Source organism: Acinetobacter sp. OYA S30 (assembly GCF_033599315.1).
In the GTDB taxonomy this organism is placed as follows: domain Bacteria; phylum Pseudomonadota; class Gammaproteobacteria; order Pseudomonadales; family Moraxellaceae; genus Acinetobacter; species Acinetobacter baumannii.
On the sequence record NZ_JAWVAV010000042.1, the window covers coordinates 1 to 20,640 of the forward strand.

Below are 20,640 nucleotides of genomic sequence, written 5' to 3' on the forward strand. Positions count from 1 at the left end.
GTTCTCTGTTCTCTGTTCTCTGTTCTCTGTTCTCTGTTATTGATATTTCTGTCTTAACTCATCTTTTTCTTGTTCTGATAAAAATGCGATTTTAAGTCCATTTTCTTGAGCTGTATAAATTTGCTCAGGGCTTAAACCTGCTAGTGGGGCAGCAGTTAAATATTCATGCTGTATCTCAATGCCTTCTACTGCTGGGTCATCCGTATTAATGGTAGCAAGCACACCATGTTCTAAAAAAGTCTTTAATGGATGCTCTGCTAAAGAAGGCACTGTGTTGGTTTGAATATTTGAGGTGAGACAAGACTCAATACCAATCTGATGTTTAGCCAAATAATCTAAAAGTTTTAAATCTTGAACTGCTTTAACACCATGTCCAATTCGCTCAGCACCTAATTCTTCAATAGCTTGCCAAATACTTTCTGGGCCAGCAGCTTCACCTGCATGTACTGTAATGTGCCAGCCTGCATCACGCGCTTTTTTAAAATGATCAATAAATAAATTGCCCGGAAAACCAAGCTCATCTCCAGCAAGATCCAATGCTTTAATATCATTTTTATGAGCGAGTAGGGCATTTAATTCTTTTTCGCAGGCTTCTTGACCAAAAGTACGACTCATAATGCCAATTAAATTCGCTTTTACCCCATATGCCTGACTGCCTTCTTTTACACCAGCAATCACAGCTTCAACTACGCCCTCAAGGGGGAGTTGATGGGTCATGCCCATATAACCCGGTGAAAAACGTAGTTCTACATAGTCTAGGCCTTGTTGTGCTGCATCTTGCATGTTTTCAAAAGCAATACGTTTGCAGGCATCTAGGCTTGCTAATACTTTTACGCCCCAATCGAGTTTGGATAAAAAACTTAATAAGTCAGGTTGATTATCTATCACTTGTACGTGTGGGCGTAACGTTTCAATGTCGTAAGCAGGCAAATCTAAATTGTATTGTTGCCCCAACTCTAAAATGGTTTGAATGCGGATATTGCCATCAAGGTGGCGGTGTATATCTGTAAGCGGGAGCGTTTTTGTAATCATAGATTTCTTCTTATCTGTTTGCATCAATTCATCATGCCTGTTTAAATGCACTGATAAAAGTTTGGATTTGCTATGTTTTTGTGAAAATGGTTGAGTTGAGTTTTTTGAACTTACTATATTTGTATAAGTTTTAATTTTGATGACATTGTTCTGGCCTAAGAAGACAACACAGTCTGTGTAAGATACAAGCACCAAGATTTTTATTGTTTTTAATTTCGCTGAGCCTGTTTTTTGTTGACTCTTCAAGAGTGGATTGGCTGAAGAATGGTCATTGGTATTTTGCCTTTTACTTGTAAAGATGAATAAAGGCTTGCTAAAGACCAAACCGATAAAGCGATTAATTTATCTGTAGAAATCTATTTCTGGCAAGTAAATGAAAAAGAAGAAATAGGAAGCACTCAAATGAAGTCGGTACTTTGTCATCAAACAACATTGCAAGTAGTAGACCAACCGAACTTAACGCCTGCAAAAGGACAAGTTTTATTGGAAGTGGTGCGATGCGGGATCTGTGGTTCAGATTTACATATGCAGCATCACTGCGACCACATGCATGATTTGGCTGCACGTGTCGGGTTTAATGGTTTAGCGAAGTCTACAGACCCATTTGTACTTGGACATGAGTTTTGCGGCAAGGTTTTAGACTACGGTCCAAAAACACGCCATAAATTTAAAGCGGATACACTCGTTTGCGCAATGCCGCTTTTGAATGTAGATCAGCATGGTTATTTGTCTACAGGGCTTTCCCCAAATGCTTCGGGTGGCTATGCCGAGCAAGTATTGGCTCAATCAAGCTTGATGTTTGAAGTGCCGAATGGTCTAGATGCGGATAGTGCTGCCATGACCGAACCTATGGCGGTTGCATTGCATGCTGTTCGTCGTAGCCGTGTAAAAACTAGTGAACCTGCGATTGTAATTGGCTGTGGTCCTGTCGGGCTAGGCGTCATATTAATGCTTAAAGCAGCTGGAGTTAAAACTGTAGTTGCCAGTGACTTTTCACCAAACCGCCGTAAGCTTGCCGAGCAATGCGGCGCGGATATTGTGGTAGATCCTAAAGAGACATCGCCATTTGCCAACTGGAAGGAGTTTGGTTTGCTTGGCAATGTTTCTGATGCCATTAACATGGGCATGGGACTGTTTGATAAGTTGCAAGCGACACGCTTACCTTGGTGGCATGGATGGCGCATGATTGATAAATTGGGCGCTCTGCCAAAACGTCCTGTTATTTTTGAGTGCGTCGGCGTACCGGGTGTTTTGCAGCAAATTATTGAAGGTGCACCTCTGTTTTCCCGAATTGTCGGGGTGGGCGTCTGCATGCAAAGTGACAAAATAGAACCAGCACTTGCGATTAATAAAGAGCTAGAAATTCAGTTTGTGTTGGGTTATACACCGCTTGAGTTTAGAGATGCTCTGCACATGATTGCAGAAGGTAAGGTGAATTGCTCACCGCTCATTACTGGTGTTGTTGGCCTAGAAGGCGTAACTAATGCATTTGAAGCATTACGTGATCCTGAACAGCATGCCAAAATCTTGATTGACCCGAAACGTAGCGGTTCAGATATTCAATTAATGAGTCATTAATTTCAAAGTCATTTACGCTTAACTAAAAAGATTGTGATTTGATTAATCACAATCTTTTTTATGGTTATAGATCGCAATATTTGGCATAAATCAGGGCTGCTCAGCTAATTGGTATTGGTCTTTAGTTGTTCTAGTTCTTGGTAAATCCACTCAACAAATTTTTGAATAGTCGGTGAGATGTCTTGGCTCGAATGGATGAGGTAGTACTTTCGGCTGCCTTTTAATTTTTTATTGGAAACAATCACCAGTTCTTTTTTTTGTAGTTCAGACTCAATCAACATTTGTGGAATTAAGGCCATTCCCATGTCATGGCTTGCAGCAACGGCAAGCATCGAAAATAACTCATGGCGTTGTCCATCAAAAGGTTTAGGGTGTTGCATCTGATGAGTTAGAAACCATTCTTGCCAAATGCTAGGCCGAGTGGTTTGTTGCAGTAGAGGAATTTTCAGCAAATCTTCCGAGCTTAAATCATAGGTATTTTCATTAATCATCACAGCATCTGGAAAATACTTTTCGATTAGCCTTGGCGAGCATACAGGTACAATTTCTTCATCCATTAAATAATGCGCTTGTATGCCGGGCCAATGGTCAATTTGCTGCTGCGTTCCTGCAAAAATAGCAGCGTCAAAAATATTGTCGTTAAATAAAAAAGGTTTGGTACTGGTTTCTAAGTGAACCGTAATTTCAGGGTGTTTTTGATTTAAAAGATGAAGTTTGGGTAACAGCCAGCGCGTTGCAAAGGTAGGAACTACACCTAACTTTAATGTTCCACCTAAACCTTTATGAGAAATCACATCGGCCGTACATTTTTCTAGTCCTAATAAGTAGGGCTTGATGCTTTTAAAATACTGCTGACCTGCAATGGTGAGTTCAACACCATGCCGAGTACGTATAAAGAGTTCAACGCCCAAGAAATCTTCTAATTGCTGAATTTGGCGCGAGACTGCACTTTGGGTAATACATAACTCTTGCGCAGCATAGGTATAACTTAGATGTTTTGCTGCACTTTCAAAGCAAATTAGACCCTGAATGGACGGGATACTTCTTCGCATAAACAAATCCTTTTATTTGTCATCATATTTCAAAACAGCATATGACCTAAATGCAGATATCCGAGTTTAGTATAAAAATAAGCCATTTTTAATGAAATACAACGGATTAAATAGTTAAATTTAATGCGACCCATTTTAAATATGCGTAAGTCGCATATCTGCATGAACATTTATCGTTTGATTACTGAATTTTTCACGCATAACATCGAGTTAAATAAAGAAGATCAAATCAAGCAGAGGATGCGATGAATCACATGGTGACAACAAAAAAAGCAAAAGTTCAATTTAACTGGCAAGACCCATTTTTAATTGAGCAACAGCTTACCGAAGATGAGCGCATGATTCGTGATGCAGCTCATGCCTATTGCCAAGAACGCCTGCAACCCCGTGTACTTGAACAATTCCGTCATGAAACAACAGATCCATCTATTTTCCGTGAAATGGGAGAGCTTGGCTTACTGGGGCCAACCATTCCTGAGCAATATGGCGGCGCGGGTTTGAACTATGTGAGTTACGGTTTGGTTGCACGTGAAATTGAATATGTCGATTCGGGTTACCGCTCTATGGCGAGCGTGCAAAGCTCATTGGTCATGGTTCCGATTCATGAATTTGGTACCGAAGAGCAAAAGCAGAAGTACTTACCTAAACTTGCTACTGGTGAATACATTGGTTGTTTTGGTTTGACCGAACCTGATCATGGTTCAGACCCGGGCAGTATGATTACCCGTGCTAAAAAAGTTGACGGTGGTTATCGTTTAAGTGGCGCAAAAATGTGGATTACCAATAGTCCAATTGCCGATGTATTTGTGGTTTGGGCAAAAGAAGTTTCTGCTGAAGGCAATGTTGGTGATATTCGCGGCTTTATTTTAGAAAAGGGCTGGGAAGGTCTATCTGCACCAGCCATTCATGGCAAGGTTGGTTTACGTGCCTCGATTACGGGTGAAATCGTGATGGATAACGTTTTTGTACCTGAAGAAAATGCATTCCCTGAAATTCGAGGCTTAAAAGGTCCATTTACCTGTCTAAACAGTGCTCGTTATGGCATTGCATGGGGTGCAATGGGTGCTGCCGAGTTCTGTTGGCATACAGCACATCAATACACCATGGACCGCAAACAATTTGGTCGCCCGTTGGCTGCAAATCAATTGATTCAAAAGAAGCTGGCAGATATGCAAACTGAAATTGCTTTGGGTTTACAGGCAGCTTTACGTTTTGGCCGCATGAAAGATGAAGGCATTGCATCAGTTGAGGGTACATCTCTAATTAAGCGTAACAACTGTGGAAAGGCGCTTGATATTGCCCGCATGGCACGTGACATGATGGGTGGAAACGGCATTAGTGACGAGTTTGGTGTGGCACGCCATTTGGTCAATCTTGAAGTCGTAAATACCTACGAGGGTACACATGACGTTCATGCCTTGATTTTAGGTCGTGCACAAACTGGCATCGCCGCATTTAGTAACTAACTCACTCATTTTTTAAAATAGAGGTGTTCTTTCGGGAGCACCTTTAGGGATTTTTACGCAAAAATTTATGGAAAATGACAAGATTCATCGTAAGGATACTCATGTGAAGATGTACCTCTGTGTACTTAAAACTAAATGTAAGATGATGAAAAGTATAGAAGATTAAGTCATACAGAAAACATAAGTAAGCTATCGATGACTCATTTGGGAAAATGAGGAACTAAAGATGAACAATGACGTTCAAGTAATATCGAAAGAGTTAAGAACTACATTTCCAAGCAATCTTGGAACATATGAAAAGATCGGACCGAATACATGGAAATGGGCGTTGTTATTTGCCTATTTTGCAATGGTAGTCGATGGCATTGATATTATGCTGCTGTCTTATAGCTTGACCAGTTTAAAGGCAGAGTTTGGTTTAAGTACCTTTCAAGCAGGTGCCTTAGGTAGTGCTTCTTTGGCAGGGATGGGGATTGGCGGTATTTTGGGTGGTTGGGCATGTGACAAGTTTGGTCGCGTACGAACCATTGCCAACTCGGTGACTTTCTTTTCTGTAGCGACTTGTTTGTTAGGCTTTACGCAAAGCTTCGAGCAATTTATGGCTTTACGTTTTATTGGTGCTTTGGGAATCGGAGCACTCTATATGGCCTGTAATACCTTAATGGCTGAATATGTGCCGACGACTTACCGTACAACGGTCTTGGGCACATTACAGACGGGCCAGACCGTAGGTTATATTGCTGCAACGTTATTAGCTGGCGCAATTATTCCAGATTATGGCTGGCGCGTTTTATTCTTTCTGACCGTAGTACCTGCTTTCGTTAATATTTTCCTGCAACGGTTTGTGCCAGAGCCAAAATCTTGGCAGCTCACTAAAATTGAAAGCTTGCAAGGCAACAGACAGCCTAAAGAAAGAGTAGTAGTTGAAAAGCCAAAAAGTAGCAGTATCTACAAACAAATCTTTAATAACTTTAAGCACCGTAAAATGTTTTTGTTATGGATGACCACAGCATTCTTCTTACAGTTTGGTTATTACGGCATTAACAACTGGATGCCAAGTTATTTAGAAACAGAAGTGCATATGAACTTTAAAAACTTAACCAGCTATATGGTGGGTTCATATACCGCAATGATTTTAGGAAAAATTTTAGCGGGCTATCTTGCAGACAAATTTAACCGCCGTGCTGTTTTTGTATTTGGCACAATTGCCAGTGCTGTGTTTTTACCAATCATTATTTTCTTCAATACCCCTGACAATATTCTGTATTTATTAATCACTTTTGGCTTCTTATATGGCATTCCATACGGTGTGAATGCGACTTATATGGCTGAAAGTTTTTCAACCGATGTGCGCGGAACAGCCATTGGCGGTGCTTACAACATTGGTCGTGTCGGGGCAGCGATTGCACCAGCTACCATTGGTTTCTTGGCATCGGGCGGTACGTTTACCATGGCCTTTATTGTGATGGGCGCTGCGTATTTTGTTGCGGGTGTATTGCCGGGCTTATTTATTAAAGATCGTCAGTACGATCCGCAAAAACAATCATAAACAATGACAGGGAGGTGCATTAGTACCTTCTAAAAAGATAAAGGTATCGTTATGGGTGCATTACAAGGAATTCGGGTTTTAGATTTAAGTCGTGTGCTTGCGGGGCCATGGTGCGGGCAAATCTTGGCAGACCTTGGCGCAGAAGTGATTAAAATTGAACGTCCTCGAGTCGGTGATGACACCCGTATGTGGGGGCCACCATGGATGCCCGATCAAGATGGAAACATGACCCGTGAATCTGGTTATTTCCAGTGTACCAACCGCAATAAATATTCTGTTGCGGTAGACATAACCACACCCGAAGGTCAGGCCTTAATTTATGAAATTGCCAAGACTGCCGATGTCGTGATTGAAAATTATAAGACAGGGTCTTTGGCTAAATATGGTTTGGACTACGCGTCATTAAGTGAGTTGAACCCGAACATTGTTTATTGCTCGATTACCGGTTTTGGGCAAGATGGCCCACGTGCAGAAGAACCCGGTTATGATTTTATTATTCAGGGTATGTCTGGCTTAATGAGCATTACTGGCGAGCCTGATGATGCGGCAGGTGGTGGTGCGCAAAAGGTTGGTGTGGCTGTGGTAGATATTCAAACTGGATTGTATTCCACCATTGCCATTCAAGCGGCACTGATTGCACGCTCACACACAGGACGCGGTCAGTATATTGATATGTCACTCCTTGATGTGCAGGTCGCGGCACTGGCAAATCAGGGAATGAATTATTTAGCTTCAGGTAAAGCGCCACAACGCATGGGTAATCAACACCCGAGTATTGTGCCGTATCAAACTTTTAAGGCTAAAGATAAAGAATTTATTATTGCTTGTGGCAACGACAAACAGTTTAAAGATTTGTGTATTGCGATTGGTTATCCAGAGTTACTCGAAAATGAAAAATTTGTCCGTAATCAGGACCGCGTCAAATATCGAGATGAACTGATTCCTTTATTGTCGGAACACTTTTTGCGAAAAACTGCTAAAGAATGGGTTGAGATGATTCATGTGCTTAAAGTGCCAGTAGGTGTTATCAATTCTATTGAAGATGCTTTGGCTGAACCACAAATCGTCCATCGTAATTTGGTGGTGAATATTCCTCATCGTTTAAATGAAAACTTTCAAACCATAGGCTCACCAATCAAGCTGTCTGATACTCCAGTTGAATATCATCATGCACCGCCAGAGCTAGGTGAACATACGGCTCAAATCTTATCGAGATTTAAAACAGCAGAAGAGCTTGCTGCATTAAAGGAAAAAGGCATTATTGATGGGAAGATTGCTTAATCAAAATCTCATCTATTCAATTGCAGCTCTAGGGCTGCAATTATAAATTTTGGTTAATATTAAATAATTGATTAATCGAATTTTTCATATTTATGGCAAGTGTTTCATCGAAACCATCGACTAAAAAGCGGCTAATTAAGCCTTCAATCACCGTATAGATCAGCTCAGATAAAGCTTCACCATTCGGCATATTACAGTTTGCGGCGATGAGTTCTTTAATCCATTGTTTATGGGCTTTTGAAATTGAAATAATGTCTTGATCATCTTGGTTAGATTCTGCGACTGCTCTTACAAATAAACAGCCTTTAAAAAAATCTTGTTTAAACCAGTTGGTGTGCCAATCCAGAATTTTATTGATAGCTTCTAACCCTGTTGCATCTCCAACATAACCTAAAAGACTTTGCTTAAACCGTTCATCACGCGCAACAAGCACAGACTTAACTAATTGATTTTTATTTTTATAGTACGTGTACATGGTGGTTTTGGAACAGCCAGATTCATCGCGAATCAGGTCAACGCCAACCCCGACAAAACTATTTTCATTAAATAGCTTCTCGGCTGTATCTAATATTTTTAAGGCAGATTTTGACATAAAACTTTTCCAAAAAATAAAATAGTACAGATCTGTACTATTTGAGATTTTATCTATATGCTTTTTAAAAAGCAACTTCTGTCTAAGGAATAAAAAATTATGTTCTCTATTTTTTATGGCAAAGAAAAACTGGCTCCATCGCCCAATAAAATTGATATTTTAAGAAGCCTTGTTGGGGGGACAGTCAGTATTTTTATACTGTTGTGGTTGAGTAAGCTCACACATAATATCTTTATCATGGCACCATTTGGTGCAACTTGTGTATTGCTCTATACCGTGTCGCAGTCACCTTTGGCACAGCCCAGAAATATTATATTTGGACATCTTATTTCGGCTTTCGTGGGTTTGTTTTTTCTAAAATTTATCGGTGTTTCCATTTTTACAATTGCTTTTTCAGTGGGCTGTGCAATTGCGCTCATGCAAGTGTTTAAATGTGTTCATCCACCTGCTGGAGCCAATCCTTTGGTTATTTTACTCACCGCAAGCAGCATACATTATGAGTGGAATTTCTTAATTTTCCCTGTTTTGGTCGGTGCAGTGTCTTTAGTTTTAGTGGCGATGCTCATTAATAATATTAAAGCGAGTACGAAGTGGCCGATGTATGGTTTAGGAATTTTAAATAGTAAAAAGTAGGAAAGGTATGAAGTGGTTTGAGCTTAAAATAATGAAAGTATTCACTACGCCAAGATAGTGAATACTTTTGAATGAAATTATGATTTCTTTGAAATACGTTCTTCGATAGCAAATTTGAGTAAAGAAGCACTGCGGTAAAAACCATGTGCGAACTTTCCAAATGGCATGGTAATAAAGAATGTCATGACTGTAGCTAAATGGAAAATCAATAAAAGTGCCATGTAAGGGGTATTACGAAATGCCATCAGTACTAGCCCTGAAGCGCTAACGATAAGTAGAAGGAAAATAAAGCCTCGATCTACAGGTTTTTGCTCACGGTCACCATGTAATGGATGGCGTTTAAGATTTAAATAGAGCAAGCCAAATGGACCGACAACTAAGCCAATTCCACCCAAAGTTCCTAAAATCACAGGCAAGCTTAGGTATGGATAAGGTGCATGTAGGTCAAGAAAATAGTGATATAAAGTCGCTACACCTGTAGCTGCAAAGCAGAGCATAAAGCCATAAAATGTCAGGTGATGGAACACGCGGCGGATTTGTGTGTACCGGTCATCTTGCTCATTACAGCCTTTGCCATGACCACCATCTAAATATTTAAGCGTTAATACGTTTTGGGTGGCTTGAACCAGATCGGGTTTCTCAACTTTGCCATGAATGACTTTAGACGTCTGTCGCCAGAATTTGCTAATTCCAATACCGAGCAAAACAATCGCAACTGTAAAGGTCGCTCCAAACAGTAGCGCTAAAAAGTTATGCGGGAAAATCGCATAGAAATTACCTTGATAGCCTGCAAACAGGTCGGTGCCTTTGTACCACACCACAGCTAACATGCAAAAAAAGAAAATAAGTGTTAAAGCCGAGACAAAAGGAATACCTACAGACTTATAAAGTCGGCCTAAAGGCTGAGGTGTAGCAAACTCTTGGTAAGTTTCCAAACGTACTTGTGCCATCGCTTTTGGAATGTTTACACCAAACTCATGTGGCGGGGCATATTGGCAAGCGTGTAAACATGCACCACAGTTATGGCAGAGGTTTGCGAGGTAATGAATATCGGCTTGATTAAACTCAAGACGTTTGGTCATAGCCACAAATACAGCGCAAAAAGACTCACAGTAGCGACAAGCATTACAAATCTGTAGGGCTCTTTGGACTTCTTGCTCGTGGTCTGAGAGCTGAACAACTGGAATTAGGGCTTTGGTACTAGCATTCATGTTCAACTCCTTGTGAAAGTGCATAGTGGGCGGCATTTTTTCCGGCAATGCGTCCAAAGGTTGTGCCGATCGACATACCAACGCCTGCGGTATAACCCTGTCCGAGTACGTTACCTGCCATCATTTCACCTGCGACAAATAGGTTGCGGCTTGGTTTATTGTTAAAACGTACCGCAGCATCGTCTTCGACTTTTAAACCTAAATAGGTAAAGGTAATGCCGGGTTTAAGGGCATAGGCATAGAAGGGTGGTTGATCGAGAGGAACAGCCCAATGGGTTTTGTTGGGAATAATATTTTCGGTGGTGCAGTCATCTAAAACAGTATGGTTAAAGGTGCCTTGCACACAGGCTTGATTAAATTCTTCTACGGTATGGCATAAGGTTTTTGCATCCAGCCCGATTTTTTCGGCCAGTTCTTGAATGCTATTTGCTTTTACACCCGCAAATACAGGGGGCATAAAGCGGCCAATAGCTTTTGAGTCGATAATCGAATAGGCAATTTGCTGCGGTTGTTTGGCAACAAGGCGGCCCCAAATCGCATAACGTTTTGGCCAGAAGTCTTCGCCTTCATCGTAAAAACGTTCGGCTTTGTTATTGACCACAATCCCTAGTGAAACGCAGTCAATACGAGTGCAGATGCCGCCATCATATAACGGTGCTCTTGCATCTACAGCGACGCAATGTGATTGTGATGGGTCACCAATAATATCGGCGCCTTGATCTATCATAAATTTGAGTAAATTGCCCTGATTAAAGCGGGTTCCGCGAATAATGAAATTATCGGCAGGCCATTCGCCGTTTTCATTTTGTCCCCATGCTTCTCTTAACCATTCCAGATTTGACTCAAAACCACCTGCGGCCAATACACAGCTTTTTGCTTTAAATACACGGCCATCTTCCGCAATTGCAGCTTCAAAATGTCCTTGATTTAACTTTAGGTCTTTAATTTTTGTGTTGTATAAAATCTCAATGCCAAGTTCTTGGGCACTTCGGTAATACGCATTAATGAGGGCTTTACCTCCACCCATAAAAAAGGCATTGGTGCGTGCAACATGCAAAGCACCCGATAGCGGTGGCTGAAAATTCACCCCATGTTTACGCATCCAGTCACGGCAGGTCGCCGTGCTACGAATCACTAGACGGGCTAAGTGTTCATTGGTTTTGCCCGCAGTGACTTTAAGTAAGTCTTGCCAATATTCTTCTTCGGGATAAGCATCGACCAATACATCTTGAGGAGCATCATGCATGCAGCGAAGGTTACGAGTGTGTTGTGAGTTACCACCACGCCACTCTTTGGGCGCTGCCTCTATGACAAGCACAGAAGCACCACTTTCTTTTGCTGTGAGCGCGGCACACAGTGCGGCATTCCCACCACCAATCACAATTACATCATGCATGGATTTCTCCCTTTCTCAGCTAGGGCTAATGTAGCTTCAAAAGGGAAGATGAAGTGAGGGGCTAGGCTTGAATGGGTGTTTAGCAAAAATAAACACTAATGGCTTAAGTGTTTATGAGTTCCGCACCGGGCCAGCGCTTTTCATTAATCAAGTTTGCTACACAGGCACGAATCACTACTTTCGTGGCTAAGGTGGCAGGTGAGAGCTCTTCTTCAGAGAGACTAATTAAATAATTAATACGTTCAATGGCAGGTTCTACAACGCGTAGCAAACATAAGTCTTGCCTTGAGTTTAATGATGCACCCGCAGGTTGAATGGTTGCCATTTCGAGTTGGCTAATACTTTCCATTAACAAATGCAGCCCATCAATTTCATAGGCCACTTTAAGTTGATGAATTTTCTGTTCAAGCAACAAGCGCAGTCCATGTCGTTGGCTCGGTAAAATCAGGGGAAGTTCTTTAAGCTGTAAATGAGTAATGGTCTGAGTGTCGATACAGCTTTCAAGATGGTACTGACTCAGCACTTCTTTAGGCGAGATTAAAAACATCTGTTCTTTGACTAAAGGTTGTATGGCCCACTGTGGGTCGACATCGTCACTAAAGATGATAGCCACATCGAGCTGCCTTACATTCACCAAGGCTTTGAGGTCACCCGATAAGCCTTCGATTAAACGGACTTTAATGTCCGGATAACGGTTTCTCATGAGTTTTAAAAAATGCGTGCCTATAACAGCCGCAACACTCGGTGAAAAACCGACGGTGACGTGACCACTTAAACGTGAGGAGTGCGCAGAGTCTACAGCATGGTCTAAGTGCCTAAGCGCCAGTTGAACCTGTTGAAAAAAAGCTAAACCCGCAGGGGTGGGAACCGTACCCAAAGCAGTACGTTGTAAAAGGCGAATAGAAAGCTCGCTTTCTAATTTTGAGATTTGCTGACTTAATGCAGACGTTCCAATATCGAGATTTTTTGCAGCTTTACCCAAGCTTCCTGACTCGATCACTGCAATAAAATACTTTAATTGTTTAAGTTCCACGGCAAATTCTACTTTGACCTTTGTTAATTATTCTACACTGATTTATTACTCTACATTTTGTTCTATTGCTTTGAGTAAACCGTTCAAAGAGTAAAGGCAACATCCTCTCAAAATGCTGCCTTTTAGAGCTTTTATTGTTTAACCTGCTCAAGACCCTGTTCTTCAATAATTTGTGTCGCTTGAGGCGATTTCACAAATTGAATAAGTTCTTTTGCGACTTTTGCATGTTCCGAGTTTTTACCAATACCAGCAGCAAATACGGTAACCTTTTGGTAAGGCGCAGGGATTGGACCAACTAACTCAACTTGACCATATTTGCCGGTAAAAGGTTTGATTTCACTAATTTGCTGGAAACCAATATCAAACTGGCCTTCGGCAATACGTTTTGCAACGCGGTCGCCTACCACTTTTTCTGCTTTACTAGAAATTACTTTGTATTCGACAGGTGGGAAGCTTGGGAAAACATCTTTTTCAAGATGTGTACCACTCGCACTTGCTGAATAGCCTATGTGTTTGGCATTTAATAAAACTTTTTCAAATTTTGCCGCAGAGCTAATATCTGGTTTTGGTGCACCTTTAGGCACAGCCATGCCAATGCTTGAATTCACCAAAGCGCTTTGTGAGTTTGGGTCAACATAACCTTTTTCTGCGAGTTTGCTTAGTTCAGGAGCAGCCAACACAACGACATCAAAACGTTCACCACGATTGAGTCGATTTGGAATTGCAGTCGGTGATTCACCCATAGACGAACCAGATGAGAGGTGAACCGTGTGACCAGTTTGCTTTTCAAATATTGGAATGAGTTTTTCCATAGATGAATAGAAACCGCCTGAGCTAATTACTTCGAGCGTATCTGCATTGGCAAATGTAGATCCTAAGCCTGCACCAGCTAGGCAAATGGTTATGAAGATAGGGGACTTTTTCATAGTGCCTCACTTGAATTGCAAGAAAGCACAGTACGGAGATTTAAGGTCTGCCGTACTGTTTATTAAAATTTCAGGTTAAGGAATGAGTTGTTTTAAGCGCTAACCTTTGCAGGTTCAGCAATTGCGTCAGGATCTTTCTGTTTAGAACCACGACATAAATACAAGCTTGAGATGAGACTACATACCGCAGCGAGCATGAGCCAGAACGCTGGTGTGCTTGCATTACCTGTATTTTCGACAAGGAAGGTACAAGCCATTGGAGTCATACCACCAAAAATCGCGGCTGCAAGACTAAATGCTAAAGAGAAGCCAACGGTACGTACACGTTTTGGCATCACTTCGGCAAGCGTTGCGACCATAGTGCCGTTGTACATACCAAAGAAGAACGAGAAGTAAGCAAGGGTAATAAGTAGGTTTGAGAAGCTAATGTCGCTCACCAACCAGCTTAAAACCGGATAGCTGGTAAAGATCGCAAGTGTCGTAATACCCACTAATACTGGACGACGACCAATTTTGTCGGAAAGTAATCCACCCATTGGTAACCAGAAGAAATTCGACAAACCTACAAACACGGTTGCTAAAAGGCTATCTGTTACCGACATTTCTAAAGTGCGTTTTGCATACACGGTGGTGTAAACCGTAATAAAGTAGAACGTAGTAGTGGTCATGGCACTCATCATCATGCCGGCAAGTACAATACGCCAGTTGCTTACAAGCGTGCTGAAAATTTCTTTTGAAGATGGATGAGTTTTTTGCGCTTTAAAGTCTTCAGTTTCCTCTAAAGTACGACGGAACAAGAAGATTAAAGGAATAATTAAACAGCCAATTAAGAACGGAATACGCCAGCCCCATTCACCTACTTGAGCATGAGTTAAAATGGTGTTGAGCCAGTAACCAAGTAAGGCCGCAAATACAACCGCAATTTGTTGGCTACCAGACTGCCAGCTAGTAATAAAGCCACGGTTTTTATCGGTTGCAATTTCAGCGAGGTAAATTGAAACACCGCCAGATTCAACACCTGCCGAGAAGCCTTGTAATAGACGCCCAATGACCACCAAAATTGGCGCGATAATACCAATGGTTTCATAACCCGGCACAAAGGTAATTAAGATGGTGCCAATTGCCATAAGACTTAAAGTGACAATCAAACCTTTACGACGACCGACTTTGTCGACATAGGCACCCAAGAAAATAGCGCCGAGAGGACGCATAAGAAAACCCGCAGCAAACACGGTAAATGTCATCATTAAAGAGACATATTCATTATCAGAATGGAAAAACTTTGCTGCGATATAGGTGGCGTAGAAACCAAAAAGAAAAAAATCGTACTGTTCTAAAAAGTTGCCACTCGTTACATTTAATATTTTTTTAAAAGTAGCCCTACGGTTATTAACGACATCCATTGGAGACCTCCTTGGCCTAACAAAATGGAAACATTCACGATCTTCAAGGTTTGGACGTAAACTGATTCAATCAATAAACCTAAATAGGAAATGGGTTAGAGATGAGATTTAAAGGTGTCCTTCGTAGAAAATGTGATGCCTTGTTTCCAGTTCAAACTACACATCTATGTTTCGATAAACAGAAAACCACTTATCATTCGAAGGAAAATGTAATCTTAAAAAGCAGGAGGGAGTGAGAGGAGAAAATTAATTAGGTATTTAGAAAAATTAATGACCCTTTATAAAATAATTTCAGAACATGGCCAAATCTGGTTTTGAATCAACTCTTTCACACATGCCTTAATGGCTGACTTGGCAGCAAGTGCAGCAGGTGATAATTCTTCTTCGGCAAGGCTCACCAAATAGTTAATTCGTTCAACTTCAGGGTCGACCACCTTAAGCAATTGCAGCTTGTGTTTATACTCTTGTAAGCAAGCACTTCCGGGCCTCACACTTGCAAGGTCAAGATGAATCAGGCTGTCCATAAGCAAATGCAAGCCATCAATTTCATAGACGACATTAAGCTGTCCAATCTTGTGCTCAAGCAGTTTTCTTAAGCTATGGCGTTGACGTGGCAGCACTAAAGGAATATCGCCAATTTGCTGCGACTGAATAATTCCGCTTTTAATACATTCGCTAAGTCCGTATTTTTCGAGTACTTCTTTGCGTGCCATTAAATACATTTGCTCGCGTACCAAAGGTTGAATTGACCACTGTTTATCAATTTCATTGGTAAAAATAATGGCGATATCAAGCTGACGCGAATTAATCGACTGAATCAGGTTCCCCGACAGGGTTTCCACAATCTCTAAACGAATATCTGGATAACGTTCAGACATTAGTTTCATTAAAGGGATGCCAATTAAAGCGGTAATGGTCGGTGGAAAACCAAGGCTGACATGACCGGAAAGCCGTGCTGAATGTGCAGCATCTATGGCGAAGTTCACTTGACGCAAAATAAGTTGAGAGTGCTTTAAAAAGGCAAGGCCAGCAGGAGTTGGAGTCACACCAAAAGCATTACGCTGTAATAAGCGAATGCTTAACTCTTGCTCGAGCTTACTAATTTGCTGACTAATCGCTGAAGCACCCACATCGAGTTTTTGGGCAGCTTTTCCAATACTGCCTGATTCAACGACCGTCAAAAAATACTTTATTTGCTTGATTTCCATAATAAATGTATTCGCTCATCATCCTTGATTTATAGAGATATGAAGGATTGGGAAATCTATCATGCGTTTTAATATTAACAGCAATACAGGCAAAAAGTTCTTAAAAAAATAACTTCTCATTTTAAAAGAACAATCGTTTTTAGGGTGATTGAAAAATAATATCCATGTTGTAGCTACACAAACTATAACTTTTCAATATGGCATCTACGGTCAAATTATTGGCGTTTTGAGCTAAGCATAATCGTTCAAATCTACATAAAGTGAGGAATCAAAATAAAAAAATATCCAGGATGGATCTATGAATTTTGTTGTGAATAAAAAAATATTTATCTTAGGAATAGCATCGATTTGCACAAGCACATTACATGCTGCTGCATTTGATAAAACAGGGCAGTCTGTAGCGGCATTTTTACAACCGGGCAACTATTTTGAAGCAAGTTTAGGAATAACAGATGCCGATTTAAGTGGTGTAGAGTCGGGTACCAACCCTTCACATCATTCAATTTCAGATATCGCCAATACCGATTATCGGCCTACGGCAGCGTTAAAACTACAGTTGGCACCGCAGTATTCATTTGGTCTGTTATATGATCAGCCTTTTGGTGCTGACACGGAATATTCAGGTGTAAATGGCTTCGTTGCAACGCCAAAAGATACCGTTATGTTACCTGGAATTACAACCACAGGGCTTGCCAGCGCTACATTGGGCCATGCTCCTACAGGAAATGCAAAATCAGAATTTGATATACAAAATTTAAGCTTCATTTTGGGTTACCAACCCACAAAAAACTGGAATCTTTATGCGGGGCCAGTCTATCAAACTTTTAAAAGTCAGGTTGAATTAAGGGGTAATGTATTTAGTCTTTATAACGGCTATGACTTTCACACCAAAACTGTAGGTGACTTGGGATGGTTAGCAGGGCTTGCCTACCAGATTCCAGAAAAAGCTGTGAAGGTCTCATTAACCTACCGTTCAGCCATTACCCATAAAGTAAACGCGACTGAAAACGCTCCTTTAATTGATATGTTAAGCACTCAACAAGGTCGTGATTTAGTTAATCAGCATCTAGATTTCATGATTTCTATTGGTCAGATGACTCCACAAAAGAAAGCTTACTTAAATCAGATTATTGCTAATTTGCCAGAACAAGAAGATACAGGTACAACAAAATTTAAATCTCCTGATTCAGTGAATTTGGAGTTCCAGACTGGACTGCGTCAGGGAACGTTACTATTTGGTAGTTTACGCTGGGTAAATTGGAGTGATCTTGCTTTGCAACCTTATCGCTTCGGTGAGATCTCAAAAGTTGTTGGCGTACTATCAACGCCAAGCCGTCCGGAAGGTTTTAATTTGGTTCATTATTATGACGACCAATGGTCTTTAAATTTGGGTTTAGGACAACGCTTTTTGCCAAAATGGTTAGGTTCTGTGTCAGTTGGATGGGACTCTGGAGCAGGTGATAAAGTCTCAACGGGTGGCCCAACTAAAGGGTATTACAACTTGGGCGTGGGTGCTCAATATAGCCCGACATCGCGATACTTTATTTCTGGTGGTGTGAAGTATTACTGGTTAGGCGATGCAAAAGCTCAGCTTGGCGCACAGGCGGGTAGTGACTATTATGTAGGTGAGTTTAAGGATAACCACTCAGTCAGCTATGGCTTAAAAATTGGATATAAATTTTAAAATTAAATCAGTCATTTATAAGGTTTTAATTACATGAATAAAATCATTAAAAACGGTATGTTTTTAGGGTTGTCGACTTTGATTTCAGGTTATGGAACTCTCCTTCATGCGGAAGCAAGTCCAACAACTTTGCCGGAGGTTTCGCAAAAAGCTTTAACCATTATTGATGGGCAAACAGGGTGGTTAAATAAGGTCTATAAAGACATTCATGAGCGCCCTGAACTTGGGTTCATGGAAACGCGTACTTCAGCAATTGTTGCCAAAGAACTTAAGTCACTAGGTTTTGACGTTAAAACGGGAATAGCTAAAACAGGCGTGGTTGGCATTTTAAAAAATGGTGAAGGGCCAACAGTCATGTACCGTGCCGATATGGATGCCAACACTGTTGAAGAAGCGACTGGTTTACCATATGCGAGTAAGGTACGTGTAAAACTCGATGATGGAACTGAAACACCTGTAGCACATATGTGCGGTCATGATGCACATGTGACATGGATGCTTAGCATGGCAAAAACCTTAGTCGCTTTAAAAAAGGAATGGAGCGGAACTATTATTTTAGTCGCGCAACCTGCCGAAGAACCGATCACAGGTGCAAAAGCTATGGTGACCGATGGCTTATGGACAAAATACAACTTACCAAAACCTGATTATTTCTTTGCAGTGCATACCACGCCTGCACCTGTAGGCGTAGTCATCAATGCACCGGGGCCACGTATGGCGGGAACCGATCAGCTTGATGTTTTATTTAAAGGTGTGGGTGGACATGGTTCATTACCAATGCTCACCAAGAACCCGATTAGCATGGCTGCAAACGCAGTGACTCAATATCAAACCATTATGGGTAATGCAGTTGATCCGCAACAAGCGGCAGTGTTATCGATTGGCTCAATCCAAGCTGGAAACTCGAATAACGTAACTCCTTCTACTGCATTGGTCAAAATGAATTTGCGCTGGTTTGATCCTAAAGTGCGTGAAACCATGCTAAATAATATTAAGTCTATGAGTGAAGGTGCGGCCCAAATGCAGGGGATGGGTAAAGATCAATTACCTACCTTTACGTTTAAAGGTTCGAGCACACCTGTAGTTAACAATAAAGAATTTTCGGCACGTTTAAATGGGCCTTTAAAAGCACTATTGGGCGATAAACATGTTCTAACTGAGTATCCCGCGGTTATGGGATCAGAAGATGTTCATCATTTATTAGGCGACCAAAAAGACATTCCTTTTAACTTTATGTTTATTGGTGTGGCAGACCCAGTTGTGTTTGCAAATGCAGTCAAACAAGGCAAACCTGTGCCTTATATTCCACATAGTCCAAACTACATTGTTGACTTAAAAGCTTTGCCAGTGGGTGCTAAAGTCACTACAGTTTCGATGCTAGAACTGCTTACTAAAAAGTAAGTTACTCATAAAAAAAGATGCATTCACATGCATCTTTTTTATCTAAGTTTTTAAAAGTTAAGAGCAAGCCAGATATTTTTCTCGATAATGGATAGGTGATAAATCGGTCCAGCGGCGAAACGCGCGGGTAAAACTACTGACATCGGTAAAGCCAAGAATATAAGCAATCTCAGTAATATTATGGCTTGAGTTTTTAATATACGATAAGGCGAGCTCATGCCTAGTCTGATCCAGCAATTCACTATAAGAGGTGTTTTCGGCAGAAAGTTTGCGTTGCAGGCTTCGTATGCTTAAGCCCAGACTTTTCGCAACGTCTTGTTGTTGGAAATCACCTGTAGATAATTTTTCGATTAATTTTACTTTCACTCGTGCCAATATATTTTCTTTATCGAGCCGTGCCAGATAACGATTAATAATTTCATCATATTCTTGGGTGAGAGTCGGATTTGCACCTTCTAGTGGTTGTTCTATCGTTGCCGTATCAAACACAATCATATCTTTGGGTGCATTAAACACAATCGGGGCTTTTAAAATACTCTGAAAAGTTTCTAGATCTTCTGGCTCTGAGCGTCTAAGTTCAATGCGTAAGGGTGAAAAAACAGAGCCTTGTAAGGCACGACTTGAGCGAATAAAAACGGAAATAAATGCATCTATTGACTCGGGCTGAACTTCGTCGGGAACATGAATAACGAAATAATGATTATTTCCTTGCCCATAAAACTCTAGCTCTGGAATATCCGTAACCACACGAAAATAACGAATAATTCTTAGAAACATCTCTTTTAGGGTGGTGCTGGTAATCAGTGAATGCCCTAACACATGAAAAGTATTTTGATTGACTTGGCTGGCAACTTTAAGGCCAAAACATGAATCTTGAGTTTTCTGAACTGCTAATTTCCATAAATTTGCTGTTTGTTTTAATGAATATCGTGCATCAGGATTACTCAGAGCCTGAATATCTAAACCTGCTTGTTCTAATAAAGGTTGACTATCAACACCGGCTTTTTCGAGCGCTTTTTGAATCGCTTTCACCCAGCTAGCCAGTGCCGTTGCTGTCTGTGGCATGTTATGTCCTATAACTTGTGATTCATATTCCTCTGAACAGTATAAAAGATTCAAAACTAAAAAATCTTTTGTTTATTCTGAATCTTTTTATTTTGGCATCCATAGCCAATAGATTGGCGTTTCGAGCTAA

General features: G+C 41.0%; 17 protein-coding genes. 7 read left to right on the plus strand and 10 right to left on the minus strand.

What is annotated here, in order from left to right:
* Positions 1-36: 36 nt before the first annotated feature.
* The gene (gene add, locus R5R67_RS16165; protein WP_000629048.1) at positions 37-1,032 is read right to left on the minus strand and encodes an adenosine deaminase; all 996 of its coding nucleotides are present in this window, start codon (positions 1,030-1,032) and stop codon (positions 37-39) included.
* A 402-nt stretch (positions 1,033-1,434) separates the two neighbouring features.
* Between add and R5R67_RS16170 the strand changes: the two genes are divergently transcribed.
* On the plus strand, positions 1,435-2,610 hold the full coding sequence (locus tag R5R67_RS16170; RefSeq protein ID WP_000843800.1) for a zinc-binding dehydrogenase: 1,176 nt from the start codon (positions 1,435-1,437) through the stop codon (positions 2,608-2,610).
* A 104-nt stretch (positions 2,611-2,714) separates the two neighbouring features.
* Here the strand turns inward: R5R67_RS16170 and R5R67_RS16175 are convergent, their stop codons facing one another.
* A complete protein-coding gene (locus R5R67_RS16175) occupies positions 2,715-3,662 on the minus strand; it encodes a LysR substrate-binding domain-containing protein (protein WP_001254613.1) in 948 nt (315 codons plus the stop codon).
* Positions 3,663-3,907: 245 nt separating this feature from the next.
* Here R5R67_RS16175 and R5R67_RS16180 point away from each other — a divergent pair, with 245 nt between their 5' ends.
* The 3 genes from R5R67_RS16180 to R5R67_RS16190 all read left to right on the plus strand — a co-directional run bounded on the left by R5R67_RS16180 (position 3,908) and on the right by R5R67_RS16190 (position 7,958).
* Positions 3,908-5,128 (plus strand): acyl-CoA dehydrogenase, encoded by a 1,221-nt coding sequence (locus R5R67_RS16180; RefSeq protein ID WP_002077894.1) that lies wholly within the window; start codon positions 3,908-3,910, stop codon positions 5,126-5,128.
* Positions 5,129-5,354: 226 nt separating this feature from the next.
* Positions 5,355-6,677, plus strand: a complete 1,323-nt coding sequence (locus R5R67_RS16185) for an MFS transporter (RefSeq protein WP_001058264.1) — start codon at positions 5,355-5,357, stop codon at positions 6,675-6,677.
* A 51-nt stretch (positions 6,678-6,728) separates the two neighbouring features.
* Positions 6,729-7,958 (plus strand): CaiB/BaiF CoA transferase family protein, encoded by a 1,230-nt coding sequence (locus R5R67_RS16190; protein ID WP_000501129.1) that lies wholly within the window; start codon positions 6,729-6,731, stop codon positions 7,956-7,958.
* Between the two features lie 40 nt (positions 7,959-7,998).
* Here the strand turns inward: R5R67_RS16190 and R5R67_RS16195 are convergent, their stop codons facing one another.
* Complete coding sequence (locus tag R5R67_RS16195) at positions 7,999-8,550, minus strand: TetR/AcrR family transcriptional regulator (protein WP_000045122.1); 552 nt, start codon at positions 8,548-8,550, stop codon at positions 7,999-8,001.
* 99 nt (positions 8,551-8,649) lie between these two features.
* On the opposite strand from R5R67_RS16195, the gene R5R67_RS16200 reads away from it, so the two are divergent.
* Positions 8,650-9,183, plus strand: coding sequence for an HPP family protein (locus R5R67_RS16200; protein ID WP_000491370.1), 534 nt, complete (start codon positions 8,650-8,652; stop codon positions 9,181-9,183).
* A 77-nt stretch (positions 9,184-9,260) separates the two neighbouring features.
* Here R5R67_RS16200 and tcuB read toward each other — a convergent pair whose 3' ends face one another.
* The 6 genes from tcuB to R5R67_RS16230 form a co-directional block, all read right to left on the minus strand.
* Positions 9,261-10,394 (minus strand): tricarballylate utilization 4Fe-4S protein TcuB, encoded by a 1,134-nt coding sequence (gene tcuB, locus R5R67_RS16205; protein WP_000994372.1) that lies wholly within the window; start codon positions 10,392-10,394, stop codon positions 9,261-9,263.
* Positions 10,384-11,790 (minus strand): FAD-dependent tricarballylate dehydrogenase TcuA, encoded by a 1,407-nt coding sequence (gene tcuA / locus R5R67_RS16210; RefSeq protein ID WP_000543958.1) that lies wholly within the window; start codon positions 11,788-11,790, stop codon positions 10,384-10,386. Before tcuA ends, tcuB begins: the two co-directional genes overlap by 11 nt.
* Before the next feature lie 103 nt (positions 11,791-11,893).
* Complete coding sequence (locus tag R5R67_RS16215) at positions 11,894-12,823, minus strand: LysR family transcriptional regulator (protein WP_000421142.1); 930 nt, start codon at positions 12,821-12,823, stop codon at positions 11,894-11,896.
* A gap of 131 nt (positions 12,824-12,954) precedes the next feature.
* A complete protein-coding gene (locus R5R67_RS16220) occupies positions 12,955-13,749 on the minus strand; it encodes a substrate-binding domain-containing protein (protein WP_000749509.1) in 795 nt (264 codons plus the stop codon).
* Positions 13,750-13,841: 92 nt separating this feature from the next.
* Entirely contained in the window at positions 13,842-15,152 is a 1,311-nt protein-coding gene (locus R5R67_RS16225; protein ID WP_000383636.1) for an MFS transporter, read from the minus strand.
* Positions 15,153-15,430: 278 nt separating this feature from the next.
* Positions 15,431-16,360 (minus strand): LysR family transcriptional regulator, encoded by a 930-nt coding sequence (locus tag R5R67_RS16230; protein WP_000403826.1) that lies wholly within the window; start codon positions 16,358-16,360, stop codon positions 15,431-15,433.
* Between the two features lie 298 nt (positions 16,361-16,658).
* Between R5R67_RS16230 and R5R67_RS16235 the strand changes: the two genes are divergently transcribed.
* Positions 16,659-18,044 (plus strand): hypothetical protein, encoded by a 1,386-nt coding sequence (locus R5R67_RS16235; RefSeq protein ID WP_001012247.1) that lies wholly within the window; start codon positions 16,659-16,661, stop codon positions 18,042-18,044.
* Between the two features lie 33 nt (positions 18,045-18,077).
* Entirely contained in the window at positions 18,078-19,445 is a 1,368-nt protein-coding gene (locus tag R5R67_RS16240) for an amidohydrolase (protein ID WP_001033447.1), read from the plus strand.
* Between the two features lie 57 nt (positions 19,446-19,502).
* Here R5R67_RS16240 and R5R67_RS16245 read toward each other — a convergent pair whose 3' ends face one another.
* Positions 19,503-20,510, minus strand: a complete 1,008-nt coding sequence (locus tag R5R67_RS16245) for an AraC family transcriptional regulator (RefSeq protein WP_001136632.1) — start codon at positions 20,508-20,510, stop codon at positions 19,503-19,505.
* Between the last annotated feature and the right edge of the window lie 130 nt (positions 20,511-20,640).